The organism is Streptomyces sp. NBC_00414, assembly GCF_036038375.1.
Lineage (GTDB): Bacteria > Actinomycetota > Actinomycetes > Streptomycetales > Streptomycetaceae > Streptomyces.
The window spans coordinates 4,542,768-4,569,588 of sequence record NZ_CP107935.1 but is presented as its reverse complement, the minus strand read 5'-3'; the positions used below and the strand labels follow the sequence as shown (position 1 = coordinate 4,569,588).

General features: G+C 69.8%; 21 protein-coding genes. 11 read left to right on the top strand and 10 right to left on the bottom strand.

Annotation, left to right across the window (positions count from 1 at the left end):
• Positions 1 to 66: 66 nt before the first annotated feature.
• Both OHS59_RS19565 and OHS59_RS19560 read right to left on the bottom strand, forming a co-directional pair.
• The gene (locus OHS59_RS19565) at positions 67 to 729 is read right to left on the bottom strand and encodes a CBS domain-containing protein (protein WP_328494697.1); all 663 of its coding nucleotides are present in this window, start codon (positions 727 to 729) and stop codon (positions 67 to 69) included.
• 116 nt (positions 730 to 845) lie between these two features.
• Positions 846 to 1,649 (bottom strand): universal stress protein, encoded by an 804-nt coding sequence (locus OHS59_RS19560; RefSeq protein WP_328494696.1) that lies wholly within the window; start codon positions 1,647 to 1,649, stop codon positions 846 to 848.
• A gap of 174 nt (positions 1,650 to 1,823) precedes the next feature.
• On the opposite strand from OHS59_RS19560, the gene OHS59_RS19555 reads away from it, so the two are divergent.
• On the top strand, positions 1,824 to 2,726 hold the full coding sequence (locus OHS59_RS19555) for a universal stress protein (RefSeq protein WP_328499278.1): 903 nt from the start codon (positions 1,824 to 1,826) through the stop codon (positions 2,724 to 2,726).
• Between the two features lie 108 nt (positions 2,727 to 2,834).
• Here the strand turns inward: OHS59_RS19555 and OHS59_RS19550 are convergent, their stop codons facing one another.
• Complete coding sequence (locus OHS59_RS19550; RefSeq protein WP_328494695.1) at positions 2,835 to 3,839, bottom strand: Acg family FMN-binding oxidoreductase; 1,005 nt, start codon at positions 3,837 to 3,839, stop codon at positions 2,835 to 2,837.
• 235 nt (positions 3,840 to 4,074) lie between these two features.
• On the opposite strand from OHS59_RS19550, the gene OHS59_RS19545 reads away from it, so the two are divergent.
• A complete protein-coding gene (locus OHS59_RS19545) occupies positions 4,075 to 4,662 on the top strand; it encodes an Rv1733c family protein (RefSeq protein ID WP_328494694.1) in 588 nt (195 codons plus the stop codon).
• A 12-nt stretch (positions 4,663 to 4,674) separates the two neighbouring features.
• Here OHS59_RS19545 and OHS59_RS19540 read toward each other — a convergent pair whose 3' ends face one another.
• The 3 genes from OHS59_RS19540 to OHS59_RS19530 form a co-directional block, all read right to left on the bottom strand.
• Positions 4,675 to 4,866 carry a hypothetical protein gene (locus tag OHS59_RS19540; protein WP_443061468.1) on the bottom strand — a complete coding sequence of 64 codons (192 nt, stop codon included), beginning with the start codon at positions 4,864 to 4,866 and terminating at the stop codon, positions 4,675 to 4,677.
• 127 nt (positions 4,867 to 4,993) lie between these two features.
• Positions 4,994 to 5,650 carry a CBS domain-containing protein gene (locus OHS59_RS19535; protein WP_328494693.1) on the bottom strand — a complete coding sequence of 219 codons (657 nt, stop codon included), beginning with the start codon at positions 5,648 to 5,650 and terminating at the stop codon, positions 4,994 to 4,996.
• 40 nt (positions 5,651 to 5,690) lie between these two features.
• A complete protein-coding gene (locus tag OHS59_RS19530; RefSeq protein ID WP_328494692.1) occupies positions 5,691 to 6,155 on the bottom strand; it encodes a Crp/Fnr family transcriptional regulator in 465 nt (154 codons plus the stop codon).
• Positions 6,156 to 6,405: 250 nt separating this feature from the next.
• On the opposite strand from OHS59_RS19530, the gene OHS59_RS19525 reads away from it, so the two are divergent.
• From OHS59_RS19525 to pflA, 3 genes are all read left to right on the top strand, one after another.
• On the top strand, positions 6,406 to 7,317 hold the full coding sequence (locus OHS59_RS19525) for a universal stress protein (RefSeq protein WP_328494691.1): 912 nt from the start codon (positions 6,406 to 6,408) through the stop codon (positions 7,315 to 7,317).
• 143 nt (positions 7,318 to 7,460) lie between these two features.
• Positions 7,461 to 9,728 carry a formate C-acetyltransferase gene (pflB, locus tag OHS59_RS19520; protein ID WP_328494690.1) on the top strand — a complete coding sequence of 756 codons (2,268 nt, stop codon included), beginning with the start codon at positions 7,461 to 7,463 and terminating at the stop codon, positions 9,726 to 9,728.
• Positions 9,725 to 10,474, top strand: a complete 750-nt coding sequence (gene pflA, locus OHS59_RS19515) for a pyruvate formate-lyase-activating protein (RefSeq protein ID WP_328494689.1) — start codon at positions 9,725 to 9,727, stop codon at positions 10,472 to 10,474. The genes pflB and pflA overlap by 4 nt, the downstream gene beginning before the upstream one ends.
• Here pflA and OHS59_RS19510 read toward each other — a convergent pair.
• Positions 10,468 to 10,854: an STAS domain-containing protein gene (locus tag OHS59_RS19510; protein WP_328494688.1), complete on the bottom strand. Its 387-nt coding sequence runs from the start codon at positions 10,852 to 10,854 to the stop codon at positions 10,468 to 10,470. The two genes, pflA and OHS59_RS19510, sit on opposite strands and share 7 nt — an antisense overlap.
• 278 nt (positions 10,855 to 11,132) lie before the next feature.
• On the opposite strand from OHS59_RS19510, the gene OHS59_RS19505 reads away from it, so the two are divergent.
• The 6 genes from OHS59_RS19505 (at position 11,133) to OHS59_RS19480 (ending at position 20,143) form a co-directional block, all read left to right on the top strand.
• The gene (locus tag OHS59_RS19505; RefSeq protein WP_328494687.1) at positions 11,133 to 11,831 is read left to right on the top strand and encodes a helix-turn-helix domain-containing protein; all 699 of its coding nucleotides are present in this window, start codon (positions 11,133 to 11,135) and stop codon (positions 11,829 to 11,831) included.
• 173 nt (positions 11,832 to 12,004) lie between these two features.
• Complete coding sequence (locus OHS59_RS19500) at positions 12,005 to 12,835, top strand: universal stress protein (RefSeq protein WP_328494686.1); 831 nt, start codon at positions 12,005 to 12,007, stop codon at positions 12,833 to 12,835.
• A gap of 82 nt (positions 12,836 to 12,917) precedes the next feature.
• Complete coding sequence (locus OHS59_RS19495; RefSeq protein ID WP_328494685.1) at positions 12,918 to 15,302, top strand: phosphoketolase family protein; 2,385 nt, start codon at positions 12,918 to 12,920, stop codon at positions 15,300 to 15,302.
• Positions 15,303 to 16,513: 1,211 nt separating this feature from the next.
• Positions 16,514 to 17,857, top strand: coding sequence for a hypothetical protein (locus tag OHS59_RS19490; RefSeq protein WP_328494684.1), 1,344 nt, complete (start codon positions 16,514 to 16,516; stop codon positions 17,855 to 17,857).
• Between the two features lie 155 nt (positions 17,858 to 18,012).
• Positions 18,013 to 19,647: a CHAT domain-containing protein gene (locus tag OHS59_RS19485; protein WP_328494683.1), complete on the top strand. Its 1,635-nt coding sequence runs from the start codon at positions 18,013 to 18,015 to the stop codon at positions 19,645 to 19,647.
• Positions 19,648 to 19,687: 40 nt separating this feature from the next.
• Positions 19,688 to 20,143, top strand: coding sequence for a hypothetical protein (locus OHS59_RS19480; protein WP_328494682.1), 456 nt, complete (start codon positions 19,688 to 19,690; stop codon positions 20,141 to 20,143).
• 304 nt (positions 20,144 to 20,447) lie between these two features.
• On the opposite strand, the gene OHS59_RS19475 is transcribed toward OHS59_RS19480, so the two are convergent.
• The 3 genes from OHS59_RS19475 to ppdK all read right to left on the bottom strand — a co-directional run bounded on the left by OHS59_RS19475 (position 20,448) and on the right by ppdK (position 26,675).
• Positions 20,448 to 20,909 (bottom strand): pyridoxamine 5'-phosphate oxidase family protein, encoded by a 462-nt coding sequence (locus OHS59_RS19475; RefSeq protein ID WP_328494681.1) that lies wholly within the window; start codon positions 20,907 to 20,909, stop codon positions 20,448 to 20,450.
• A 72-nt stretch (positions 20,910 to 20,981) separates the two neighbouring features.
• Entirely contained in the window at positions 20,982 to 23,756 is a 2,775-nt protein-coding gene (gene adhE, locus OHS59_RS19470) for a bifunctional acetaldehyde-CoA/alcohol dehydrogenase (RefSeq protein ID WP_328494680.1), read from the bottom strand.
• Between the two features lie 222 nt (positions 23,757 to 23,978).
• A complete protein-coding gene (gene ppdK, locus OHS59_RS19465) occupies positions 23,979 to 26,675 on the bottom strand; it encodes a pyruvate, phosphate dikinase (protein ID WP_328494679.1) in 2,697 nt (898 codons plus the stop codon).
• Positions 26,676 to 26,821 lie beyond the last annotated feature (146 nt).

Sequence of the window (26,821 nt, the reverse complement as noted above, 5' to 3'; positions counted from 1 at the left end):
CGGCCGCCGCCTCGACCGGCACACGGGGCGGCGGCCGTTTAGGTCAGGTTCGGGAGTCGAGGCGTGTCACCGGTGCACGAGATCGATACGGACGTCCACTACCCCCTCGACCGCCCGCACGGCCCTGGCCAGTACGGGCACCAGACCACGGTCGGGCAGGGAGCCGCCGAGGGTGACCACTCCCTCGGCCACAGCGACCGTCACCGGGGTGATGATCGGGAGCTGGGTGAGGACCGACCGCCGTACCTCGTCCGCGATCTCTTCGTCGGGCCGGAGGAAGACCTTGAGCAGGTCACCGCGGCTCACCACTCCCTGCAGCAGACCTATCGTGTCGACGACCGGGAGTCGCTTGACCCGGCGCCGGGCCATGATGCGGGCGGCCTCGGACAGCGTGGCGTTCGGATGCACGGTGACGGCGGGGCTGCTCATCAGCTCGCCGGCGGTCAGGCCGAGTGCCTTGCTCCGCTCCGCTGGATCGCCGTCACGGTCAGCGACCTGGTCGTCGACATCGCGGAACTCCCCCTTGGGCAGCAGATCCGCCTCGGAGACCACACCGATGACGCGCCCTTCTCCCGCCAGGACAGGCACCGCGCTGACCTTCCACTGACCGAGCAGCTCGACGATCTCCTTGAAGGGCGCCTCACGCCCGACAGCGACGACCGTGTGGGTCATCACGTCGCTCACCGTGTGCGGAGAACCGGTGGATGAAGAGGATTGAGAGTCGGACATCGCAGCCTCCCGAAGTGTGCGTCGTCGGGCGCTCGACCCCACAGGAACCGAACGCCCCGCGGTCCTGCTGTTCCTGGCCGTCCCGGCCGGGCCCGCACGGAGGCGGACGCCCTGTGTCATCCGGGCACCACGGCCACCGGGCGCCGGGTGTGCCGCAGCAGCTCGTCCGCGACGGCGGACAGACCGGCTCCGTATCCGTACGGGTGCCGCCGGCCGATCACCACCAGCTCGGCGCCGCCCGGGTTCCGGATCAGCGCTTCGGCCGGAGAGAACAGGACGACGTCTTCGAGGACCCGTACGGTCGGGTACTTCTCACGCCACGGCCGCACCGCGTCGGACAGCAGTTGTACCTCGTGGTCCTCCCAGGTGGCGCGGTCCTCCTCCGGTACGGAGAAGGGGAGTTCAGCGGCGGAGGGCGGCAACGTCCAGGCGTGCAGGACACGCAGGTGCGCGCGCCACCGACGCGCCGTGTCGAAGGCGAAGCCGATCGCCCCGGCGGCCGGGGCACGGGCATCGACGCCGACAGTGATCCAGGTGGGCCGGTAGGCCGGATCCGCCCGGACGTGACCGTCGGGCACGAGCACCACCGGGCAGGTGGATGCCCCGGCCACCTCGCGCGCGGGCGTTCCCGGGGTGCTGTCGGAGAGCACGTCCTCACCGGGCAGGCCGAGAACCACGATCTCCGCGTCCTGCCACAGCGAGCGCGGCTCCGGTACGGCCGCTCCGGTGAACCGTGCAGTGTCGAGCCTCAGCTCCGGATGCCTGTACGCCAATTCGGCCGCCGCAGGGTCCGGTGGCGCGACGGGGACCACCCGCAGAGGCAGCCCGCGCCGCAACGCCTCCCGTGCGGCCCAGTCGGCAGCGACACGGCTGCGCGCCGACCGGTCCACTTCGACGACGATCACTCGCTGCCCCGACATTCCGCCTCCCAGGTCCGCGGGAGAGGTTCTCCCCATCACCACCCTGGACCCGGACGGCACATCTGAGCAGGGGCCGAACGGTCCTCGGCGAAGACCTGGTGGCCCATGCCCGCCGGGCTGACGCGGGACGACGCTGGCCATGAGAAGCAGACCGAGATGCTGGAGGTGTGCGGAATGCTCGCGCCCGTGATCGCCGGAGTCGACGGCTCCGCGGAGAGTTTCGCAGCAGCCGAGTGGGCGGCCCGTGAGGCCGTACGCCGTGAACGTCCCCTGTTGCTCCTGCACGCCCGGAACTGGCATCCCCGCCAGGCGGACGGCGAGCCGGCGAATGCCGCCGGGCGGCAGCTGGCCCGGCGGGTCCTGCGCCGTGCGGAGGAACACGTCCGTCGTGCCTGCCCAGCGGCGCTCCTGTCCGACGAACAGGTCGAAGGACCCGCGACCGCCGCCCTTTTGAGCGCGGCCGACCGAGCGGACCTGCTGGTACTCGGCTCGCGCGGGCTCAGCGGCTTCACCGGTTTCCTGGTGGGATCCGTGGCCCTCGGAGTGGTGGCGAAGGCGCCCCGCCCCGTGGTCCTCGTACGCGCGGGGGAGGAGGCGCGGGACGAACACCTTCCCGCGGAGGACGGGAGCGCGTCCGACCGCACCGGCTACCGGGACGTGGTGCTCGGTCTCGACGCCGGTGACCCGGGCGACGAGGTGATCGAGTTCGCCTTCGAGGCGGCCCGGCTGCGCGGTGCCCGCTTGCGGGTCCTCTACGTGTGGCAGGCACCCTCCGCGCTCGAACTGGGTCCGGGGGACGTCGCCCTGGCGGACGAACCGCAACAGGCGCGGGAGTGGAAGGGATTCCTGTCTGCGGTGCTTCAGGTGTGGCGGGACAAGTACCCCGAAGTCGAGGTCGTGGAGTGCGTGCCGCAGGGCAAGGCATCGACCGCGCTGGTCCGGGCCGCTTCCGCCGCCGGGCTTCTGGTGGTCGGCCACCGCCTGGCCGAGCGGCCCGTGGGCCCGCGAACCGGACCCGTCACCCATGCGGTGATCCATCACGTCGGCTGCCCGGTCGCAGTGGTGCCCCACACCTGAGCGGCCTGCTCGGACCGGGGGACGCCGGGGCCTGGAGCGGCGGCGGGCCGGGCGCCCCGGCGTCGACGCCGATGCCGACGCGCGCGGTGGCCGGTCAGCGAGTCCGGGTCATCGCGTCCGGCGGGAGGCCGACAGCGACTCCTCGGCCAGTACCTGGTCCGCCGTGCGACGCGGGGAGGGCGGGCCCTGTGGACCGTACCCGAGGCGCAGCACCATCTGGGCGTTCGCGCCCCTGCTGCCGGGTGTCCCCACGAGCTGCTCCCGCAGATCCGGCCACTCCAGGGCCTGGTGCAGCAGGGACGCCCGTACGCCGTGAGAGGTGGCCACCAGCAGGACGCGTTCGAGAGCCTGTCCGGCGCGCAACCAGTCGGCCCGCCGGTCGTGAGTGGTGGACAGTACGGCGATCGACGGCCGCTTCTCGAAAGGGCGGGCGGTGAGCACATCGGGATGCTGGTGCGCGCCGAAGTCCCGCATCGGAAGGCGCTCCAGGAAGTCCTGCGGTCCCAGGGCGACGGGCGGTATGCCAAGGGCCGCGTCGGTCGGATCGTGCACCCAGCGGCGGCTTTCCGCCGCCCGGTCGGGGTCAACCGAGTTGCGGCGTTCCGCCTCGCGGGTGAGCCGCAGGAGCCGGTCGCTCTCAGCGGGATCGGGACGGCTCAGGCGGGCTCCTTCGGCATGGGCGGCCTCGGCCAGTTCGGTGAGGACGGCCGGCGGCAACTGCCGCTCGGAGAAAGGGAAACGGCTGCTGTGCCGGCGCCACAGCGTCCGGTACAGATGCGGGGTGGAGGAAGCGCCGGTGGTCCCGCCGAGCCGTACGGTCGCCAGCAGATCCGGCTCGTCGGGCCTGGGGAGCAACCGGGACACCGGTTCCCAGCCGTAGTGCGCCACCGCCACCCGGAGGTTGAGCAGAGCGCACCCCACGGACAGGTACAGACCCCGGCCGGTCGGGTCGATGTGACGGAGACCGCGCGCCGCCTCTGCCCGGATCTCCAGTGTCGTGGTGTCCGGGTCCAGCCGGAAGCGCCATGGCTGGGTGTTGTGGATCGAAGGGGCGGCCACGGCCGCCGAGACGAGGTTCTCCAGGGTGGTGACGTCGAGAGCGGTGGATCGCATCAGGAACTCCTCCCCGCCCGGCGCCGATGGGACGGCGGGGCTCTGTCGGTGAGCGGGTCCAGCGTCGCGCCGGACGCGCGGTTCGCAGGAGGGGCCGTACGGCCTCGACCGGTCCCGAAGGGCCCGAATTCCGCGGACCTGAGGCACCTGCCGCGGCGATCTCGGAGGTGAGACGTTCAGTGCAGTTCCTCGATTCAGATCCTCGACCTCAGCTGCAGACGAGGGGGTGCGAACGGTGTGGAAGGACGGGCGTAGGAAGGTCCTGGGATGGCGGTGGCGGCAAAATCCGCTGCGGCGGCACAGCGACGCGGTGGAGGCGTGGATCGTCCTGGTCGCCTGGGCTCTGGCGACGATCGGCGGTGTCACCGCGGGAGCCGTTTCCGCGGAGGGGACGGAGAACGCGCTGACGAAGGGTCGGGCAGAGCGTCAGGAGGTGCCCGCCGTGCTTCTGGAGACGGCGCCGGCAGGCCTGCGTGACATGACCACCGGGGCCACCTACTCCCAGGTGCGGGCCGAGGTTCGCTGGACCGACGGCAACGGAACCGTCCGTACCGACAGCGCGAGGGTGCGGGCCGGCACGAAGGCCGGTGCCACGGTGTCTGTGTGGACGGACGGGCACGGTCACCTGGTGCCCGATCCCATGAGCCGGGCGGAGGCGCAGGCGCGCGCGATTCTGACCGGTTCGGGAGTCGGCGCTCTCGGCGGACTGGTGATCCTCGCCGGTGGGCGCCTCGTCCGGCTGCGCATCGAGCGCCGGGCAACCGAGCGGTGGGGCGAGGAGTGGGCACGGGTCGGGCCGCGGTGGGGGCACAGGACCGGCTGACCTGAGACCTGATCACAGGCGTCGCCAGAAGTCGTTGGTGGCCGTCCTCAGCCGGGCGTCATGCCAGGCGGGTGCCACTTCGGAGATCAGTTCGCGAATACGCGTCTCGATCACGTCGCGGATGGGGCGGACGGCCTGCCCTGTGAGGATCTTCGGGGTCTCGGCGGAGATGCCGGTGCCGACCTCGGCCATCGTTTCGGCCACGGCCGCGTGGTCAGGGGGAGACGGGTTCGGACTCGCTGCGTGGATCACTGTTGCCGGGACCCTGCCGAGGCCGAGCCGTTCTGCGAAGGGGCGGCGGGCACGGCCCGCCGCCCCTTCGCCCCCCCGGCTACGCGGAACGCTCGTCCTCGGAGAGGTCGAACTCGACGTCCACGACGCCCTCGACAGCTCGTGCCAGACGTGCGGCCACCGGGACCAGGGACGTGTCCCGGATGTGCCCGCTGAGCTTCACCACTCCGTCCCGTACCTCTGTCCGCACGGAGGACGAGGGCTGGGGAAACAGGTACGACACGACTTCGCGCCGCACCTCCTCCGCCATCTCCTCGTCGTCCCGGAGGAAGACCTTCAGCAGGTCGGCGCGGCTGACGATGCCCAGCAGCGCGCCCGATTCGTCGACGACGGGAAGCCTCTTGACCCTGGCGCGTGCCATCGTCCGAGCGGTCTGCGCGAGCGTTGCGTCGGGGGGTGTGGTGAGGGCCGGGGAGGTCATCAGTTCCCCGGCGGTCACCGCGCCGGCCTTGGCGAGGTCGGAGAGCCTTCGCAGCTGGGTGTAGCGGTCGGGGTCGCTGTCGCGGAACTCCTCCTTGGGCAGCAGGTCGGCCTCGGAGATGACGCCGACCACCTGTCCCTTACCTCCCACGACGGGCAGGGCGCTGACCTTCCGCTCCTGCATCGTCCGCACGATCTCCTTGAACGAGGCCTTGCGATCCACCGTGGCTACGGCGTGGGTCATCACATCGCTCACCACGTGCGGCGTGCCGTGCATGATGCCTCCTTGCACTTGAACACTTCGGTCGAGGGCGTCGTCACACGCGACTGCCGCTGCCGTAGGGGGCGTACAGGTCCAGCAGCCGGGTGCGGGCCGAACGCAGCCGGTGGGCCAGTACGTCACCGACCCACTGGGCGACCGTCATGCCGAATGCCGGATCGCTCCCGCACAGGGCGCGTACGGCTGCGGCATCGAACTCGTAGGCCCGGACGGGGCTCGTCGCCTCGGCGCCCAGGTGCCAGGTGTGCGGCGCGAACAGCCAGGACCAGCCCACGAGTTGGTTGTGTCCGAGCGTCTCGATGACGGCGGCCCGTCGACCGGGCACCCGCATGTCGAGGGCGACCGTGCCGGTGCGCACGATCCAGAACCGGTCGGCGCGTGCGCCCTCTTCGAAGAGCCGGGTGCCCGACTCGAACGACACCTCGCGGGCGAGGTTCATCAACCGCTGCCGGTGTGCGGCGGGAAGGGCCCGCAGCATGCTCGACGTGACGGAATCGTTCATGACGTGCCTCCATGGGTGCATGCGGTCCTGGCACCTACAGCGTCTTACCGGGCCCCGGCGAGGACCATGGGCCACACGGCCCCATGACCAGGCCGCCCGGTACTCCGCGCGGGCCCCCTTCGGCGGGAACGGACCGCAAGTGGGGCCCAAAGGGCCTTCGGAGGGCCTGCACGGCCCATACGCACGGCTCCGTTCCTGCACGAAGCTCGACGACAAGAGCAGCCGGTCCCGGACCCAGGAGGTACACAGCATGCTTCGCCATGTCACCGCAGGCGTCGACGGATCCGTCGAGAGCCTCGCCACCGCACACTGGGCGGCCCGGGAAGCCGTGCGCCGCGGAGCCCCACTGAGGCTGGTGCACGCCTGGAAGTGGCACCCCCGGCCTCCCGCGTCTGTCCCCATGGGCAGCAGCGAGCACGAATGGGCCCAACAGACCCTGAATCATGTGGTCGACAGTGTGCGGGCCGCACACCCCGATCTCCGTATCGACGCCCGGTTGGTGTCCGACTCGCCGGTAGCGGCCCTGCTCGCGGCGACCGACGAGACCGAGATGCTGGTACTCGGCTCCCGCGGACTCGGCGCCCTCGCGGGGTTCGTGGTCGGCTCGGTGTCCCAGCGGGTCGTCGCCAGGTCCGTACACCCCGTCGTGCTCGTCCGTGTGGGCAAGGCCGCGGCCGACGAGTACCCCACGACGCCCGGCGAGGAGGGCTCTTCCCCGGAGACCGACGAGACTCCCTACCGCGATGTCGTCCTCGGTCTGGACATCCGGCATCCCTGTGACGAACTGATCGAGTTCGCCTTCGAGGCCGCCCGGCAGCACGGTGCCGCATTGCGGGTGGTCCACGCCTTCAGTGTCCCCTCGGCCGACGGCACCGACCTGCACGCGGTCACCGGGGCCGGGGCGGAAGTGCTCGCCGCCCAGGAACGCGCCGTCGTCGCGACGCTGCGTCCATGGTGCGCGAAGTATCCCGAGGTCACCGTGACCGAGACAGTCTTCGAAGGCCGGCCTGCGGGAGCCCTGGTCCACGCGTCCTCCGGAGCCTGCCTCGTCGTCGTGGGCCGGAGGGTCCGGGAGAGCCACCTCGGAACGCACATCGGTCCCGTGGCCCACGCGGTCCTGCACCACGTCGGCTGCCCCGTCGCCGTGGTCCCGCACGCCTGAGTCCACCCGGCCCCACCGTCCTGGGGCCGGACGGCCCACCCGTCGGCGCTGTCCGGCACTGCCCGCGACGACCGCGGCGGACAAGCATGTGAAGCGAGAGAGACACGCACCGGACAAGTGGAACAGCGAGAGGACGACCGGCGATGACCGCAACCGTGAAAGCCGTGGAAGCCGACAGGCGACGGGCCGATGCATGGCGTGGCTTCGCCGGGACGCTGTGGCGGAGCCGTATCGACGTGCGCGACTTCATCCAGGCCAACTACACGCCGTACGAGGGCGGCCCGGCGTTCCTGGCCGGTCCCACGGAACGCACCCTGGCCGTCTGGCACAAGGTCAGCGCGCTCTTCCCCGAGGAGCGGCGCAAGGGCATCCTGGATGTCGACCCAAGTACCCCGTCCACGATCGTCTCGCACCGGCCGGGCTTCATCGACCGTGAACGCGAGCTGATCGTCGGTCTGCAGACCGACGCCCCGCTCCGACGGGCGATCATGCCCAACGGCGGACTGCGGATGGTGGAGAACGGGCTGAAGGCGTACGGCTACCAGGCCGATCCGTTCGTCTCGCGTGTCTTCGGGACCTATCGCAAGACCCACAACGACGGGGTCTTCGACGCCTACACGCCCGAGATGCGGGCCGCTCGCAAGGCGGGGATCATCACCGGGCTGCCCGACTCCTACGGACGCGGCCGCATCATCGGGGACTACCGCCGGGTGGCGCTGTACGGCACAACCCGCCTGACCGAGGCCAAGAAGGCCGAGCGAGCCCTGCTGGACGCGCGGCCCTCCGACCCGGACGTCATCCGTGACCGAGAGGAACTGGCCGAGCAGATACGGGCGTTGGGCGAACTGGCGGAGATGGCCGCCTCGTACGGCTGCGACATCACCCGTCCGGCCGCCACCGCCCACGAGGCCGTGCAGTGGCTCTACCTCGGCTTCCTGGCAGCGGTGAAGGAGCAGAACGGCGCCGCGATGTCCCTGGGCCGCACCTCCACGTTCCTCGACGTCTTCCTCCAGCGGGACCTGGCGGAAGGCCTGATCGACGAGACCCGGGCCCAGGAGCTGATCGACGACTTCGTCATCAAGCTGCGGATCGTACGGTTCCTGCGCACCCCGGAGTACGACGCGCTGTTCTCCGGCGATCCCACCTGGGTGACGGAGTCCATCGGCGGCCTCGGCACCGACGGGCGTCCGCTGGTCACCCGCACCTCCTTCCGCTTCCTCCAGACGCTCTACAACCTCGGCCCGGCCCCGGAGCCCAACCTCACCGTGCTCTGGTCGCCCCGACTCCCGGCCGGCTTCAAGGAGTTCTGTGCGCAGGTGTCCATCGACACCAGCGCCGTCCAGTACGAGTCCGACGAACTGACGCGGCCGCGCACCGGCGACGACACGGCGATCGCCTGCTGTGTGTCGGCGATGGCGGTCGGCAGGCAGATGCAGTTCTTCGGAGCGCGCGTCAACCTCGCCAAGGCACTGCTGTACGCGATCAACGGCGGCCGGGATGAGATGACCGGCGAGCGGATCGGCCCGCGGGCGCCCGCACTGACCGGGGACTATCTGGACTACGAGGAGTTGTCGGCGGCGTACGACCGGATGCTGGACTGGCTGGCGGCCACCTACGTCAACACGCTGAACGTCATCCACTTCATGCACGACAAGTACGCCTACGAGCGCATCGAGATGGCCCTGCACGATCACCCGGTGCACCGCTTCATGGCCTGCGGCATCGCGGGCCTGTCGGTCGCCGCCGACAGCCTGTCCGCGGTCAGGTACGGCCGGGTGAAGGTCATCCGCGACGCCACCGGACTGGCCGTCGACTACGAGACCGAGGGCGACTGGCCGGCCTACGGCAACAACGACGACCGCGCCGACGCCATAGCCGTCGCACTGGTCGAATCCTTCATGGCCAAGGTGCGCGAGCACCCCACCTACCGCAACGCCGAACACACCCAGTCGGTGCTGACCATCACCTCGAACGTCGTCTACGGCAAGCACACCGGCAACACCCCCGACGGCCGCCGCGCCGGACAGCCCTTCGCGCCCGGCGCCAACCCCATGAACGGCCGCGACCGGCACGGTGTGGCCGCCTCCGCGCTGTCGGTGGCCAAGCTGCCGTACGAGCAGGCCCGCGACGGCATCTCGCTGACCACGACGATCACACCCGAGGGGCTGGGCCATCGTCCGGAAGAGCGCGCGTCCCACCTCGTCGGCATCCTCGACGCCTACACGGCCTCCGGCGGCTTCCACATGAACGTCAACGTCCTGGACCGGGCGACGCTGGAGGACGCGATGCAACACCCCGACAAATACCCGGAGTTGACGATCCGGGTCTCCGGGTACGCCGTCAACTTCGTACGCCTGACGCGTGAGCAGCAACTCGACGTGATCAGCCGCACCTTCCACGAAGCCCGATGAACACGAGAAGCCCGATGAACGCGGTCGGCCGGATCCACTCCTGGGACCTGTCCACCGGTGTGGACGGGCCCGGGACCCGGTTCGTGCTCTTCACCAGCGGCTGTCCGCTGCGCTGTCTGTACTGCGCCAACCCCGACACCTGGCACATGAGGGACGGCCGGGAGGCCACCGTCGACGAGGTGATGGCCGAGATCGGCAAGTACCGGGGATTCGTCACCGCGGCCGGGGGAGGGGTGACGCTCACCGGCGGCGAGCCGCTCCTCCAACCCGCCTTCACCGCGGCGATCCTGCGCCGCTGCAAGGAGGCCGGGCTGCACACCGCGCTCGACACCTCGGGCTTCCTCGGTGCCCGCGCCACGGACGAACTGCTCGCCGACACCGACCTGGTGCTCCTCGACATCAAGTCCTTCGACGTGAACACCTATCGCGGGCTGACCGGTGGCGAACTGGCCCCCACCCTGAACTTCGCCACCCGGCTTGACCGGCTCGGCATCCGCATGTGGGTTCGCTACGTCCTGGTCCCCGGTCTGACCGACGAACCCGAGGCCGTCGAGGGTCTCGCCCGCTTCGTCGCCGGTCTCGGCAGCGTCGACCGCGTCGACGTCCTGCCGTTCCACCGACTCGGCGCGGCGAAGTACGAGGCCCTCGGCCTGCCCTTCCCGCTGCGGGACACCCCAGTCCCCGAACCCGACCTGATCAGGCGGGTTCAGGAACAGTTCCGGGACCACGGAGTGGCCGCCTACTGAAGGGCGTGGTCGGAACGGTCCGGAGTGCCGCCCGCCTGCCCGGGCAGGCGGGGATACGTCGTGAAGACACCGGACAGGCCCGCGCCACGCAGGACACGCAGGACACGGGTGTCCTCCGTGACCAGGCACAGCCTGCCCCGCCTGGCCAGGACACGATTCCGGGCGCGGCACAGGAGGCTCAGCCCGGCGCAGTCGATGAACGACACGGCGCGCAGGTCCAGCACCAGGTCGGGGCACGGGCCGGCAGTGACTGTGTCGAGGCGGGCCGCGATGGGCGACGCCGTGGCTATGTCGATCTCGCCGCGCAGCTCCACGACGGTCGTGCCGTCGACGACGTGTGCGAAGTGGTGGCACGCGGACCTGCAGTGGTTCTCGGACATGACCCGAGCAAAGCCGGGCCGGCGGGTCGGCCGGAAGGGCCGTTCGGTCCACGTCGAGCGGGCCCTGTCGGCGTGTCCTCCCGGGCACCGCCACGTCCCGGCCCGATCGCCCCCACCCGGCGGACCATCAGGGCCGACCGGCCCAAGCGCACACCGCCGGTTCCGGACAAGCTGGACGTGCGAGGCAATCCCGACGCCGATTCGGCGCGTGCCCTGGTACGCAGCGGGACGCGGCACGAGATCGCCGTTCGGGGGACGGGACGAAAGGAGTGAGGGCCATGGCGGATCAGCCGCCCTCGAATCAGTCACCCTCGAAACCCCCGGACGTGGACCGGGACGCGCCCCTGGGGGATCTGGGACGCCGCCTCACCCTGCGGCGCGGCGAGCTCGGTCTGAGCAGGGAGGAGACGGCCTCCCGAACGGGGATGGCCGTCAGTTACCTCCGGTACCTGGAGGAACACCCCGGCGCAGCGCCCGACGCCGGCGTCCTGCGCAGACTGGCGGGAGCCCTGAGCACCACGGTCGCGGAGCTCGCGGGCGGCAACACCGGGCTGCCTGCCGGCACGGGACGGGCCTCACGGAACGCCCGGTTCACCGAGCTGAGCGCCGGGGAGTCCAGAGCGCTGCTGCGGACGCACGGCGTGGGTCGGATCGCGGTGTCGACCCCCGAGGGGCCGGCCGTCGTCCCCGTCAACTACAGCGTCGTGGAGGGGGCGATCGTCTTCAGGACCGCTGCCGACACGACCCCGTCGCTGGCGGCCGGCCATCGGGTCGCCTTCGAGGTCGACCGCGTCGACGACGCCCTCAGCGAGGGTTGGAGCGTGCTCGTGCGCGGGGACGCCCGTACGGTGACCGACCCCGAGGCCGTGCGTCTGCTCACGGAGCTGGCTCACAGCACGCCCTGGTCCGGAGGAGAACGGGACCTGTGGATCCGTATCGATCCCGTCGCTGTCACCGGACGCCGGATCACGGCGTGAGAGCCCACCGTGCCCCGGGCCGCCTCTTCGCGCAGCCGGACGCAGGACCGTAAGGCCCAACGGCAAGGGGGCCGTACGGCGCGCCGACGGGTTCTCAGGGGCCCTGCTCCGAGGCTTCACGAGCGACGAGCATCGTCCCTGGAACACGAAGCGGAACGGAAGGGAGCACGACGATGAAGGTCCATCAGGTGGTCGCCGGAGTGGACGGCTCGCTGGTCTCCGTACGAGCGTTGGACCGGGCCGCGGACGAGGCGGCGCGTCGCGTGGCCGCTCTGCGCATCGTGTACGCCGTGCCCGACCTCGACGAGGCAGGCCCGATCCTCGCGGCCGCCGTGGCCCGGGTCCGCGCACGCCACCCCGGACTGCCGGTGACGACCAGGGCCGTGCAGGGCAGCGCCGTACGGGCGCTGGCACGCGAGAGCGAGGAAGCCGCGCTCACCGTCGTCGGGACCCGCGGGCTCGGAGGGCTCACCGGCATGCTGCTCGGTTCCGTGAGCCTGCGCCTGGCGGCGCACGTACACGGTCCGCTGCTGGTGGTACGCGGCGATCATCCGCGCTGGGACGGCCGTGAGGTGCTGCTCGGTCTGGCCGACGACGCGGACACCGACGCGGCCGCCTACGCGTTCGAGGAAGCGGAGCGGCGCGGCGCCCGGCTACGTGTCCTGCACTCCTCGAACCACCGGCACGTCACCCCCGAAATGCCCCTGCCCGGTTCCACGACGCCCCCGGGACAGACACGGCTCACCCAGCAGGACAGGGCGGAGGAGGCCGTGCCGCGCTACACGCTGGCCCGGCTCAAGGAGCAGCACCCCGCCGTCGGAACCGACACCCGCACGGTCCGTACGGGACCGGCGCACGCCCTGCTGGAAGCCACCCGTGCGGCCGATGTCGTCGTCATCGGCGCACACCACCGCACCCACCGCGTCGGACCGCACCTGGGTCCGGTGGCGCACACCCTGCTGCACCGTTCCCACTGCCCCGTGCTCGTCGTGCCGAGCAGATGAACGACGTCACGGCCACGGAACGGCCCGGCACGATTCGCCGACCCGCACCTCTCTGCGACCCACACCTCATGAAGGGACCCCCATGTCCGTCGACACCCGGCAGACGCCCGCCCCGCCCACGGACGACGAGCTGAGGACGCTGGACGCCCATTGGCGCGCCGCGAACTATCTCGCAGTCGGCCAGATCTACCTCATGGCCAACCCCCTGCTGACCGAACCGCTGCGCCCCGAACACATCAAGCCGCGGCTGCTCGGTCACTGGGGTACGTCTCCGGGGCTGAACCTGGTCCACACGCACCTCAACCGTGTCGTCAAGGCCCGCGGCCTGGACGCCGTGTGCATCTGGGGTCCCGGACACGGAGGGCCCGCCGTACTGGCCAACTCCTGGCTGGAGGGTTCGTACTCGGAGACGTATCCGGACGTGAGCCGGGACGCCGAAGGCATGGCCCGTCTCTTCGGGCAGTTCTCGTTCCCCGGTGGGGTTCCCAGCCATGTCGCGCCCGAGACGCCCGGTTCCATCCACGAGGGGGGCGAGCTGGGCTACTCGCTCTCGCACGCCTACGGGGCCGCCCTGGACAACCCGGACCTGCTGGTCGCCTGCGTGATCGGGGACGGCGAGGCCGAGACCGGACCGCTCGCCGCCTCCTGGCATTCCAACAAGTTCCTCGACCCGGTGCACGACGGGGCGGTGCTGCCGATCTTGCACCTGAACGGCTACAAGATCGCCAATCCGGCGGTGCTGGCCCGTCTGCCCGAGCCCGAACTCGACGCCCTGCTGCGGGGATACGGCCATTCCCCGATCCACGTCACCGGCGACGACCCGATGACCGTCCACCGGGCCATGGCCGCCGCGATGGACGACGCCCTGGAGCGGATCGAGCTCATCCAGCGCACGGCACGCGAGGAGGGCGCCACGCAGCGCGCCCACTGGCCGGTGATCGTGCTGCGCACCCCCAAGGGCTGGACCGGCCCCGCGGAGGTCGACGGGCTGCCGGTGGAGGGCACCTGGCGGGCCCACCAGGTCCCGCTGTCCGCCGTGCGGGACAACCCGGAACACCTGCGTCAGCTGGAGGCCTGGCTGCGTTCGTACCGCCCGCAGGAGCTGTTCGACGAGCAGGGCCGACCGCGCCCGGACGTGCTGGCCTGCATCCCCGACGGCACCCACCGGCTCGGCGCCAGCCCGTACGCCAACGGCGGACTGCTGCTGCGCGAACTCCCGCTGCCCGAGCCGGAACGCTATGCCGTCACAGTCGAGAAGCCCGGCGTGACGCTGCACGAGCCCACGCGCGTGCTGGGTGACCTGCTGGAGCACGTCATGCGGGCCACCAGCGGGCGGCGCGACTTCCGGCTCGTCGGTCCCGACGAGACCGCCTCCAACCGGCTCCAGGCCGTCTTCGGCGCGAGCGGCAAGGCCTGGCAGGCCGGCACACTCACCGTCGACGAACACCTGGACCGGCACGGCCGGGTGATGGAGATCCTCTCCGAACACACCTGCCAGGGCTGGCTGGAGGGCTACCTCCTGACCGGCCGGCACGGCCTGTTCTCCTGCTACGAGGCGTTCGTCCACATCGTCGACTCGATGGTCAACCAGCACATCAAATGGCTGCGCACGACCCGCCGGCTGCCCTGGCGGGCCCCCATCGCCTCCCTCAACTACCTGCTGACCTCGCACGTCTGGCGCCAGGACCACAACGGCTTCTCCCACCAGGACCCGGGCTTCATCGACCACGTCCTCAACAAGAGCCCCGAGGTCGTACGGGTCTACCTGCCGCCGGACGCCAACACGCTGCTGTCGGTCACCGACCACGCGCTGCGCAGCCGGGACTACGTGAACGTGATCGTCGCGGGCAAGCAGCCCTGCTTCGACTGGCTGTCCATGGAGCAGGCCCGCGCCCACTGCGCCCGCGGCGCCGGGATCTGGGACTGGGCCGGCACCGAGGACGGCACCCGCGAACCCGACGTGGTGCTCTCCTGCGCCGGCGACGTCCCCACCCAGGAAGTGCTGGCCGCCGCGCAACTGCTGCGCCGGCACCTGCCCGACCTCGCCGTCCGCGTGGTCAACGTCGTCGACATCGCCCGGCTGCTGCCGAGCGAGGAACACCCGCACGGCATGCACGACTCCGAGTACGACGCGCTGTTCACCACCGACAAACCGGTCATCTTCGCCTACCACGGCTATCCGTGGCTGATCCACCGCCTGGCCTACCGCCGCACCGGCCACCGGAATCTGCACGTACGCGGCTACAAGGAGATCGGCACCACCACCACGCCCTTCGACATGGTGGTCCGCAACGACCTGGACCGCTACCGCCTGGTCATGGACGTCATCGACCGCGTACCGGGCCTGGCGGTCCGCGCCGCGACCGTACGCCAGCAGATGGAGGACACCCGGCTGCGCCACCACGACTGGATCCGCAGCCACGGCACGGACCTGCCGGAGGTCGCGGACTGGACCTGGGAGGGCTGACCGGCCAGCACGCTCGGTCATGGCACGAGGGCCGCATGACCGAGCGCTTTCGCGAACTTCCTCACATGTTGTGCGCGGGCCCGTCAGTAACAGTCGCATCCGGGACGGCGGCCCGTGCCGCGTCTGCATGGTGACCGCTTTCTGCGCTGATCCGACGAATTCAGGAGAGACCGCTCGTCGTATTCACCGAATAAGCGGTTCGCGCTCTCTGCGGGGTCACCGTTCGATGCAATGTGCGGGTGCTGAGTCGGCCTGTCGACTCAGGTCCGGCGCTCCCGCCTTGCGGAGTGCATCTCCTCGTTGAGAGGTGGTAATCGATGCCACGTCCGCGTGACTACCGGCAAATTGCTGCTCCGCAACCCATAGAGCTTAGATGCCCGACTTGAATCAACCGGGGGCCTCTGTCAAGGGATTAAATCTCCAGGCGGTGTATGCGTGGTCACACTGGGATGGTGCGTCGGTGCTGGCGCTCCCTGGGTTACACCCACATCGCGGGCAAGGGCGATGAGTGCGCCACGCCCAAGCTGTTCACTGAACCCAAGGTCTGCACAAGAATGGCAGCCGGAAGGAGTCCGCGGCCCGCTGCAGCACGGAGCGGATCGCCGGGGAACTCGCGGAAGAGGCCGACTGGTTCGGACGCCTGAGCGATGTCTCCCCCGGCCGAAGCTGGCAACGGGTTCTTCGCCCGTGAGGTCACAACTGTTGCCTACTGGGTTTCAACGGCCTACAGAAAAGGGGCGCGTGCGTCCTGAAGTTCTGGCGTCGGTCCACGAGAACCCGTGCGCGAGTCCGCGACTGCTACGGCCGTACCTACGGTCTGTAGCGCTTTGAAGCGGGTTTGTGTATGTGAGTGGTAGGACGGTTTTCATGAGATAGCCATCGATGAGAGGTGTGCGAAGTTGCATTGTGTGTAAGGGGTGCCGCATGGTCTGGATGAGGTACGCGGGTGGGGTGAGGGCGCTATTGAACAGTCATCCGCGACGCAGCAGCAGCGATGAATCTTGGGTTGGTCCTGCTTCACGCCGACATTGACACAGAGTTGTTCCCAATCGTGACAGCGTGCGCCGCAGATATGCGCCTGCGCGCCCCCAGCCGCCGGGAACGGATAGTGGCGCTGATTCGTGGTCATGAGTGGCATCGCAATGAACGGACGGCTTTCGTACGGCTGAAGGGGCAGGGGAATCGTGGAGCTGTGGAGGCGGCGCAGGCTCATGACCCTGGCGATCGCAGTGCTCATACCCGTGGATGCACTGCTGGTGATGTGGATGACTTCGTGGCTGGAGAGAGTCGGGCTGTCGAAAGGCGCCAGTGCCGCCCTCGCGGTGGGGATCGTGACGATCACGGCCCTCGCGCAGTGGGTCGGGGTGACGACGGCCCTGGGCGGGCTCGTGTACCGCGGGCCCGGTCACACCTACAAGTCCGCGTGGTTGTGGACGATCGCGCCGACGCTCTGCGCATTCGTGTTCCCGTGGGCTGCGGGCCTGGCAGTGTGGCCTACCGCTACGGCGCTGTCCATCGCTGTCTTCATCGTCATGGCCGTGGTGCAGCGGCGCTCCATCGAGGGGTTCGAGCGGCGTCGCTTCAGTTCGGGTCCCGTGCTCTTGGTCGACTTTCGTCATGCCGCCAAGGCAATCAGTTTGATACGGCAAGAGTTGCGGCGAAGCGACCTGGCACCGATGGCATGGGCTCGGCTTCTGGGTAACCTTGTTGTTGCCTACGCCTGCCGCGCGGCGTTGCGCGGGGAATCGGAGAGCGAAGCAAAGGCCGAGCTGGATGTCCTGGTGGACAGCCTCCTCACTCCGGACAGTGACCCTGATGTGGCCCGCGAGGTTGTTGTCGCGTTGCGTGAAGCGATCGAGATGCAGGCCGGCATCACGCTGAACCCATACATTTACGACTCATTGACCGGCACTGACCACGACCCTGAGTCACCCGGCCGACAGCGCCGCGGTGTGCTTCAGGACCTCGCCGAACGGGGCTCCCTTCCTTGGGCGTTGTGGCACGAGGCGGCCGGCGACCGTGAACTCCATCTGTCGAACACCCTGCAACCCGGCTCCGGGGACGAGGCAGCACTGCGGAGGTTGCAGAATGCAACCCGCTACTACCACGCCGCAGTCGCGGACACGCCGTCCGCAGCTCCGTGCCGCCTCGACCGCCAAGCCAAGGAGATCACCACGTGTGCGTGGAGCCGCCTCGCGGAACACTCCTCGGGTGCCCAGGCCGGCGATGTCTCTGCCATCAGGTCGGGACTCGACGCGGTCGACGGAGCGCTGAGCAAGTTGAGGGACCTCCTCGCCGAGCGAAGCTTTCCTGACATCTGGCTCGTCGGCGCACGCTCGTCACTCGTCATGCTTCTGACACGGCGGGTCGAGTGGGTGCACCAGTTCGGGCGGTACATCGACGCCGGACGTGGATTCCCGGAGAGGGAGGTGCAGGATCTGCACGAGGCGGAGGCGCTCGCGCACAAGATCCGCAAGACGGCGCCGGTGCACGCGGAACTCGGATCCGGGCTCCTGTACGGCATCACCCGCCTACGCCGGGAGATGGGCGCATGAGGAGGCGAAATGGGACTCTGAAGTGGGCACGGCACGCCGCGCTGGACGCGTACATATACACACACGGTGGCCAGGTCAGGCTTGCGAACGAATGGATCAACGAAGCCAGGACCGCAGACAGCCTCCCTGACCTTCGCGATGCGTACCTCCATCGCATGCGTGTGCTACCGACGGAAGCGATAGCCATCCTTGATCCCGTCCGCCGAGGCGCGGTGATCGGGGAACGGCCTGATCTGGTCGCCGACGCGGCAGCGTGCCTGGAGGAGGCGAACCACGCCGACGACGCCGTGCGAATATTGGAGCACGCCCGCGCGATCCTGCTGAGCCAGTTCTTCGACGACCTCGACCCGGGCGTTCGAGCAGCCCTGGCCGCTGACGGAGCGCAGGGCCGCGAGCTACTCACCCGCCACTTTGCGGCCCGTCAGCGCCTCGCTGACGAGTTGCGCGCTGGCTATTCCGCCGACCGCGGGGCGAATGCACCCGCGTTCCGCACCCGGCTGGGGGCATGGACGCTGCCATACACCAATACTCTCGAACAGGCCCGCAACGAGGCTGCCCGAGCCCGGAAGGCAATCGACGAGCGGACGTCCGGTAGGCGGCCAGCACGCGCCACAACGCGTCGCAGGAATACGCCGACACTCATCCTCGGGCGTGTACGCGCCCGCCTCCCACCGGATCCGATCGTGCGGTTCGAAACCCTGCGGGAAATCGCCGACGTTCATGGCCCTCTCGTATACGTGGCGGCGGCCGAACGAGACGGGCGTGCCTTCATCGTGACCGGCGCGCACCGCCCGGTGACCGTACGGCTGCCAGAAATCGGCACAGGGATGGCGCGGCGTCTACGCGACAGCATGGACAGCGCCGAACCTGCTGCGGCCCTGGACTTCTCCGAGATCGCGGCCCCTGCCCGAGAAGCGTGGCAATGGCTGCGGCAGGGACTGCAACCCCTGGCGGACGCACTCCGTAGCGTCATGGGCGACGGCCTACCACTGAGCCTGGTACCTCTCGGTGTCCTCGGGTGGCTCCCGCTGCACACGGCGCTGGCCTCCCAGCTCGGAAACAGCCGGGCCACCTATGGATGGCCAGCAATTCGCTATCTGCCCAGCGCCCGTGCTCTTGGTCAGACTCGGCCGCCGGGACCAGAGGGCTTCCTCGCCATAGAAGCAGCCGGCTCTGACCAAAGCCCAGCGCCGCTGCGATTCGGCGCCCAGCAGTGCCGATGGCTGTGTGATCTCTACGGGAACGCCACGCTGCCCATACTCCGCGCCACCCGAGGCCGGGTCCTTGAGCAACTTCCCAAAGCGGATGTATGCCACCTCCACTGCCACGGCAGGGGAACCGCCAATGATCCCCTCGACAATTCCCTGGTCATGACCGACGGCCAACTGACGGTGCGGGACCTCATTCTCAACGGTGCCGTCCGAGCGCAGCTCGTCGTGTTGTCCGCCTGCAACGGTCAGCAGGGAGACCGGACTCAGCCCGACGAGGCGATGGGACTTCCCGGATCCCTCATTCAGGCTGGAGCAGCCGCCGTTGTCGCCCCCATGTGGCCGGTGAGCGAGATACCCACTGTGCTCCTGCTTCGGGAGTTTCACCGCGCCAGAGCCGCGGGGGTGGCGGGTCCCCTCGCGCTCGTCGAGGCCCAGCGGTGGATCAGCACCGCGACCCGTGCCGACCTGGCCGCCAGTCATCCCGACATCTTCCACAGGGCGCTCGCGCTGACCAACAAGACCGAGCGCATCTACGCTGACCCGGAAAACTGGGCGGCCTTCGTATACATCGGCTCCTGAGAACCCGTACCCGGTGCCGACCGTCTATTGAGGAGAAGGCATGACCACACCCTCCACGCAACCTGCGTTCGAAATCGACTTCACGGACTTGACAGACGCCGCAGCGGAGCGCGTCGTCCGCCTAGCGGTGGAGTTCGGCGCCTCACCCAAGCCCCTGAGTACAACGGGGATCGACCTCGGTCAGATCCTTGAGATCCTGGAACCGGTCAGGCTCATAGCGCCATTCGCCCTTCTGTTCGCCAACGGGGCGAAGCAGAGGAGAGACCGCGAAAGGATGCTGATCCTACTGGCGGCGTCGCGCGATGGCCGGCTTTCTATTCGGGACGCGGATACCGGCTGCTCGTGGGTCTTCCCGCCTGCCGAGCCGGAGGCGGAGTTCCTGCAGGCCGTCCGCGCTCAGTCGGACGTTCACCCCGACGTCATTCGGAGCGCGAAGGTGATGATGTGGGACAGCCAGGTCCACGCGTGGCAGCCCATGCAACCTCCCACGCACTGACACCGGGGTCCGGCCAGAGTGCGGATTGCCCTGTGTACGTCAAGTGGCGGCCGTCGTAAGGCTGCATTCGTGTTCGTCCAACAGCCTGAACTGGCTTGCCGGGTAAATGCGTCGATGTACAGAGAGGAGAATGGTAGCCGTCCTGGAACCCTTGTCACAGAACTCCAGGTACGTGCAGGGCCAGACGGATCTGATTCAGGGGTACACCCTGTCCGCCGCAGTCCATCCCTTGCCAGCCCTACTTCAGCAGGGGGCGGGCAAGGCCACGCCGGTAAAGACAAGCCGAGTTCCGCAGCACGCCGGTTCAGGCGGGCGGCCGGTCCGTCGGCGTGAGGCGGATGCCGGTGATCAGGTCGGGGTGTATGCGGACCGCGTAGTCCATCGTCTGTTCCACCCAGGGGCGGAGCAGTTTCTGGTAGCGGGCGAGTTCGTGCGAGTCGGTCACCAGGTGGGCGTAGCCGGTGACCACCACGCTCCAGCCGAGGTGCGTGTCGGGGTCGATGGCGTCGGCCTCGTAGGCGACGACCACTCCTGGGCCCCTGCCCTGTCGGGTGCGTGAGGTCATGGCCGCCCCCTCGTGGGTGCGGATGACGATGTCCCCGGCGTCCAGGATGTGGTTGACCGGGCGGACGGTGGGCAGCGCGTGCCGGGTGAAGACGATCCTTCCCAGGGACACGGTGCTCAGCAGCCGCAGAGCCTCGTCGCCGTCGAGCTCGATGCTCTGGCGGGGCCCGGAGTCGACCGGCTCGGCGTTGTCGAAGGCCATGGCGGATGTCCGTAGGGGGTCGTTGCACACCGCGTGTGCGTGATCAGGTCATTGGAACGATGCCGGGGTGCCTCACGCCAGGGCCTTTCGGCCCTCGTCCGTGTCCGGCCGTCCCTGTGCGTCCGCGTTCGCGTCTGCGTCTACGCCGGGAGCGTCCGCGCGGCCGTAGTAGGCCGTGCGCATGATCTCCTGCATGTCGTCGAGCATCGGCATCCGCGGGTTGGCGGGCGCGCACTGGTCCTCGTAGGCGTTGAGGGCCTGTTGGGGCAGCGCGTCGAGGAAGGCGTGCTCGTCGACGCCGATGGCACGGAACGACGGCTCGATCCCCACGGCGTCACGCAGACGCTCCACGGCACGGGCGAGTGACTCCACGCCCTCCTGTGGGGTGTCCGCCGGCAGGCCCAGCGTGCGGGAGATGTCCTGGAAGCGTTCCGGAGCGCGGTAGTGCTCGTACTTGGGCCAGCCCGTGAGCTTTGTCGGAACGGTGCCGTTGTAGCGGATGACGTGTGGCAGCAGGACCGCGTTGGTGCGGCCGTGCGCGACGTGGAAGGTGGCGCCGAGGGTGTGGGACATGGCGTGGACGATGCCGAGGAAGGCGTTCCCGAAAGCCATCCCGGCGATGGTGCCGGCGTTGTGCATCTTCTCCCGCGCGTCCGGCCGGTCCGTGCGGTCGTCGACCGCCGCCTCGATGTTGTCGAAGATCAGCCGGATCGCGTGGAGTGCCAGACCGTCGGTGAAGTCGTTGGCGTACACGGACACGTACGACTCGATGGCGTGGGTCAGGGCGTCGAAGCCGCTGTCGGCGGCCAGGGCCGGCGGCAGCTCCTTGGTCAGCGACGGGTCGACGATGGCCACGCTCGGGGTCAGCGCGTAGTCGGCCAGTGGGTACTTCTTGCCGGTGGCCGGGTCGGAGATGACGGCGAAGGGGGTCACCTCGGCGCCGGTGCCGGAGGTGGTGGGCACGCACACCAGGCGGGCGCGGGCGCCCAGCACGGGGAAACGGAAGGCGCGCTTGCGGATGTCGGAGAACTTCTGCCGCATGTCGGTGAAGTCGATGTCCTTGCCACGGGCGTGCTGTTCGTACAGCAGCCACATCACCTTGGCCGCGTCCATGGGCGAGCCGCCGCCCAGCGCGATGATCGTGTCGGGGCGGAAGTCGTCCATCAGGCGGGCGCCGTGCCGCACGGAGTCGATGCTCGGCTCCGGTTCGACGTTGTCGATGATCTGGAGGGTGACGGGGTCGTGCCGGCGTTGCAGGACACGCGTCACGCGGTCGACGAAGCCGAGGCGGGTCATGGTCGCGTCGGTGACGATCGTGACGCGGTGGATGTCCGGCATGGCGGTCAGGTACCGGATGGACTGCGGCTCGAAGTAGATCTTCGGCGGGACCTTGAACCACTGCAGGTTGTTGCGCCGAGTGCCGACCCTCTTGATGTTCAGCAACTGGACGGCGGAGACGTTGTTGGACACCGACGTGCTGCCCCAGGAACCGCAGCCGAGGGTCAGCGACGGCAGCAGGTGGTTGTAGATGCCGCCGATCGCGCCCTGCGAGGACGGTGCGTTGACGATGATCCGCACGGTCTTCATCCGGCGGCCGTAGGCCTCCGCGAGGGCGGTGTCCCCGGTGTGGATGACGGCGCTGTGCCCCTGCCCGTGGAAGGCGACCATGTCGGCGGCCAGGTCGAAGCCCTGCTGCTCGGACCCGGCGCGTAGTACGGCGAGGACGGGGCAGAGCTTCTCGCGGGTCAACGGCTCTTCCGGGCCGACCCGTTCGGCCTCGACCAGGATGAGCGAGGTGTGGGCGGGCACGGTGAAGCCGGCCCGCTCGGCGATCCACGCCGGGCTCTGCCCCACCGCCGCGGAGTTGACCTTGGGCTCACGACCACCGCCCGCCGCACCGCCGTCGGGGAGCGTGCCGGCCGGGAAGAGGAAGGCCTCCAGCTTCGCCTTCTCCTCGGCGGTCGCCCGGTGCGCGTGCAGGATCCGGAACTCGGCCAGGGCCTCCTCGTAGATCTCGTCGTCCAGGATGACGGCCTGCTCGGAGGCACAGATCATTCCGTTGTCGAACGACTTGGACAGCACCAGGTCGTTGACGGCCCGGCGCAGCGCGGCGCTCCTGTGCACGTACGCGGGAACGTTCCCCGCGCCCACGCCCAGGGCCGGCTTACCGGCGGAGTAGGCGGCCTTCACCATCGCGTTGCCGCCGGTCGCGAGGATCAGGGAGACGCCCGGATGACGCATGAGCATGCCGGTCGCCTCGACCGACGGGGTCTCGATCCACTGGATGCAGTGCTCCGGCGCCCCCGCGGCGACGGCGGCGTCCCGTACGACCTGTGCCGTCCGGGCGCTGCAGCGCTGGGCGGCGGGATGGAAGGCGAACACGACCGGATTACGGGTCTTCAGCGCCATCAGTGCCTTGAAGATCGTGGTCGAGGTCGGGTTGGTGACGGGTGTGATCGCGCACACCACACCCACTGGTTCCGCGATCTCGACCATGTCCTCGATGTCGTCGCGGGCGATGACACCGACGGTCTTCATGTCGCCCATGCTGTGCGTCACGTGCTCACACGCGAACATGTTCTTGGCGGCCTTGTCCTCGAAGATGCCGCGCCCGGTCTCCTCCACCGCGAGGCGGGCCAGTGCGGTGTGCTGGTCCAGGGCCGCGACGGATGCCTTCTTGACGATGTGGTCGACCTGTTCCTGGTCCAGGGCCTCGTAGTCGGCGAGCGCCTTGAGGCCGGCCGTCACCAGCCGGTCCACGGCGACGGTGATGTCGGACGGTGCCTCGGCGGTTCCCTCGACCGTGGTTGCCGCGCCTTTTGTGGTTCCGGCGCCGTGTCGGGTCATGGCGTGCACCTCCGGTGTTGTGTGCCGCCGTGGTGAGCGGCGGGTCCTTGTGGAGCGGCACCGCGGGGACCGGTGCCGTTCATGGCTCCACTCTCGTCCGGCGCGCTCCCCCGCGGCTTGTGCCGATGGTCCCCGCCGGGGCCCGAGCGGCCCCGGGGGAGCGGGCCGAGTGGACCGGCCCCGCGGTGGACCAGGACCGGCCGATGTCAGGGCCAGCGCCCCTCACCGGCTGTCGCTCACCCCGGTCTCCGACAGTGCGGCCCGTCCGGCCTCCAGGCGGGCCACCGGGACTCGGAACGGCGAGCAGGAGACGTAGTCCAGTCCCGCCGCGTGGAAGAAGTGGACGGACTCGGGGTCGCCGCCGTGCTCACCGCAGACACCGATCGCCAGATCGGGCCGGGCCGCGCGGCCCTCGGCGACGGCGATCCCGACCAGTCGCCCCACGCCCTCGCGGTCGATCGTCTCGAACGGGGACGCGGCGAAGACGCCCTTGTCGAGGTAGGCGGAGAAGAACGCCGCCTCGACGTCGTCGCGGGAGAAACCCCAGGTGGTCTGGGTGAGGTCGTTCGTGCCGAAGGAGAAGAACTCCGCCTGCTCGGCGATCCGGCCGGCCGTGAGCGCGGCCCGGGGCAGCTCGATCATGGTGCCGACCGGGCAGGTCACCGGGACGCCGGACTCGGCCGACACCTCGGCCAGTACGCGCTCCACCTCTTCGCGCTCGATGCGCAGTTCCTCGACAGCGCCCACCAGCGGCACCATGATCTCCGCCTCCGGCGAGCCCCCGGCCCGCGTACGCTCCACGACCGCTTCTGCGATGGCCCGTACCTGCATGGCGACCAGGCCCGGCACCACCAGGCCCAGGCGTACACCGCGCAGGCCGAGCATCGGGTTCTCCTCGTGCATGCGGTTCACCGCGTCGAGCAGTTCGGTGTCGTGCGGGTCCGGCCGGTCGCCGTGTCCTTCGGCGGTGGCGATCCGCACGGCGAGTTCGGTGCGGTCGGGCAGGAACTCGTGCAGCGGCGGGTCGAGGAGACGGATGGTGACGGGCAGGCCGTCCATCGCTTCGAGGATTCCGACGAAGTCCTGCCGCTGCAGGGGGAGCAGCGCGTCCAGCGCCCGTTCGCGGCGTGCGCTGTCATCGGCCAGGATCATCTGCTCGACCAGCTTGCGGCGCTCCCCGAGGAACATGTGCTCGGTGCGGCACAGGCCGACACCCTGGGCGCCGAACCGGCGGGCACGGGCGGCGTCCTCCGGTGTGTCGGCGTTGGCGCGGACCTCCAACCGCCTTGTTCCATCGGCCTGTTGGAGAGCTCGTGCGACCGCGTCGACGACCTGGGCCGACCGCTCACCGCGGTCACCGGTCTCCAGGTAGCGCATGACCGCGGAGTCGACCAGTGGGGCCGCGCCCGGGTACACGGCACCCGTGGAGCCGTCCACCGAGACGACCGTGCCCTCCTCGACGACGGTGCCGTCACGCGTGGTGAAGCGCCGTGCCTCGGCGTCCACGACGAGCTCCTCGGCACCGCAGACGCACACCTTGCCCATGCCGCGGGCGACGACCGCCGCGTGGCTGGTCTTGCCGCCGCGGCTGGTGAGCACCGCCTGGGCGGCGACCATGCCGGGCAGATCGTCGGGGGTCGTCTCCTGGCGGACCAGGACGACCTTCTCCCCGGCCCCGGCACGCCGTACGGCCTCGGTGGAGTCGAAGACCGCCGCGCCCACCGCCGCCCCCGGCGAGGCGGGGAGGCCGTGGGCCAGCGGGTCCCCGGTCGCGTCGGTGTCGAAGCGCGGGAACATCAGCCGGGCGAGCCCTTCTCCGCCGACCCGCGACAGCCCTTCGGCCGGGGTGATGAGCCCTTCGTCGACCAGCTCGGCGGCGATGGCGAAGGCGGCCTCCGCGGTCCGCTTGCCCACCCGTGTCTGCAGCATCCACAGCTTGCCGCGCTCGATGGTGAACTCGATGTCGCACAGGTCCCGGTAATGGTTCTCCAACGTCCGCATGTGATCCCGCAGTTGCTGGTACGAGGCCGCGTCGAGCCTCTCCAGCTCGGCCAACGGCACGGTGTTGCGGATGCCGGCCACGACGTCCTCGCCCTGAGCGTTGGACAGATAGTCGCCGTACAGGCCACTGCGTCCGGTGGCCGGATCGCGGGTGAAGGCGACACCGCTGCCGGAGTCGGGACCGAGGTTGCCGAACACCATGCGCTGCACGGAGACCGCGGTGCCCAGGTCGTCGGGGATGTGCTCGCGCCGCCGGTAGAGCCGGGCGCGTTCACCGTTCCACGAGCGGAAGACCGCGAGCACCGCCCGGCGCAGCTGCTCGGCGGGCGACTGCGGGAAATAGTCGCCCGTCACGACACGGATCAGGTTCTTGTACGTCTCCACGAGTTCGGCGAGGTCACTCGCGTCCAGCCGCAGATCGTCCGGGGTGCCGCGCCTCTCCTTGAGCCGCGTCATGGCCTGCTCGAACAGGTCGGCGTCGACGCCCATGACCGTACTGCCGAACATCTGCACCAGCCTGCGGTACGAGTCCCAGGCGAACCGCTCGTTCCCGGAAGCCTTGGCCAGCCCCAGGACGGAGGCGTCGTTCAGCCCGATGTCGAGGACCGTCTCCATCATGCCCGGCATGGAGAAGCGGGCTCCGGAGCGGACGGACAGCAGCAGCGGGTCGTCCGGCTGCCCCAGCCCCCGACCGGCTGCGGCCTCCAGGACCGACAAGTGACGGGAGACCTCCTGGGACATGCCGTCGGGTTCGGCGCCGGTGGTCAGGAAGGCCCGGCAGGCCGCGGTGGTGACGATGAACCCCGGCGGCACCGGAAGGCCAAGACCGGTCATCTCGGCCAGGTTCGCTCCCTTGCCACCGAGCAGGTCGGCCATGTCACGACCGCCCTCGGTGAAGTCGTACACGTAACGGACCATGACGGTGTGCTCCTCGGCTCGGTACCGCGGCTGTGTGGGCCTGTGTTCCTCCAGCGTCGGACCGCCGTCGGCAGCGGAGCAGGTACTGGACGTCCCTGCCGGTGGGCCGGTCGGCCCCCGTGACCCCGTTGGTGAATCGGTTCGCC

Coding starts and splice junctions, on each gene's coding strand:
- pflA (WP_328494689.1), top strand. CDS start 9,725: ATGAACACGAGAAGCCCGATGAACGCGGTCGGCCGGATCCACTCCTGG.
- OHS59_RS19500 (WP_328494686.1), top strand. CDS start 12,005: ATGAAGGTCCATCAGGTGGTCGCCGGAGTGGACGGCTCGCTGGTCTCC.
- OHS59_RS19565 (WP_328494697.1), bottom strand. CDS start 729: ATGTCCGACTCTCAATCCTCTTCATCCACCGGTTCTCCGCACACGGTG.
- OHS59_RS19475 (WP_328494681.1), bottom strand. CDS start 20,909: ATGGCCTTCGACAACGCCGAGCCGGTCGACTCCGGGCCCCGCCAGAGC.
- OHS59_RS19560 (WP_328494696.1), bottom strand. CDS start 1,649: ATGTCGGGGCAGCGAGTGATCGTCGTCGAAGTGGACCGGTCGGCGCGC.
- OHS59_RS19505 (WP_328494687.1), top strand. CDS start 11,133: ATGGCGGATCAGCCGCCCTCGAATCAGTCACCCTCGAAACCCCCGGAC.
- OHS59_RS19550 (WP_328494695.1), bottom strand. CDS start 3,839: ATGCGATCCACCGCTCTCGACGTCACCACCCTGGAGAACCTCGTCTCG.
- OHS59_RS19510 (WP_328494688.1), bottom strand. CDS start 10,854: ATGTCCGAGAACCACTGCAGGTCCGCGTGCCACCACTTCGCACACGTC.
- ppdK (WP_328494679.1), bottom strand. CDS start 26,675: ATGGTCCGTTACGTGTACGACTTCACCGAGGGCGGTCGTGACATGGCC.
- OHS59_RS19495 (WP_328494685.1), top strand. CDS start 12,918: ATGTCCGTCGACACCCGGCAGACGCCCGCCCCGCCCACGGACGACGAG.
- OHS59_RS19480 (WP_328494682.1), top strand. CDS start 19,688: ATGACCACACCCTCCACGCAACCTGCGTTCGAAATCGACTTCACGGAC.
- adhE (WP_328494680.1), bottom strand. CDS start 23,756: ATGACCCGACACGGCGCCGGAACCACAAAAGGCGCGGCAACCACGGTC.
- OHS59_RS19530 (WP_328494692.1), bottom strand. CDS start 6,155: ATGAACGATTCCGTCACGTCGAGCATGCTGCGGGCCCTTCCCGCCGCA.
- pflB (WP_328494690.1), top strand. CDS start 7,461: ATGACCGCAACCGTGAAAGCCGTGGAAGCCGACAGGCGACGGGCCGAT.
- OHS59_RS19490 (WP_328494684.1), top strand. CDS start 16,514: ATGACCCTGGCGATCGCAGTGCTCATACCCGTGGATGCACTGCTGGTG.
- OHS59_RS19555 (WP_328499278.1), top strand. CDS start 1,824: ATGCTCGCGCCCGTGATCGCCGGAGTCGACGGCTCCGCGGAGAGTTTC.
- OHS59_RS19485 (WP_328494683.1), top strand. CDS start 18,013: ATGCGTGTGCTACCGACGGAAGCGATAGCCATCCTTGATCCCGTCCGC.
- OHS59_RS19535 (WP_328494693.1), bottom strand. CDS start 5,650: ATGCACGGCACGCCGCACGTGGTGAGCGATGTGATGACCCACGCCGTA.
- OHS59_RS19525 (WP_328494691.1), top strand. CDS start 6,406: ATGCTTCGCCATGTCACCGCAGGCGTCGACGGATCCGTCGAGAGCCTC.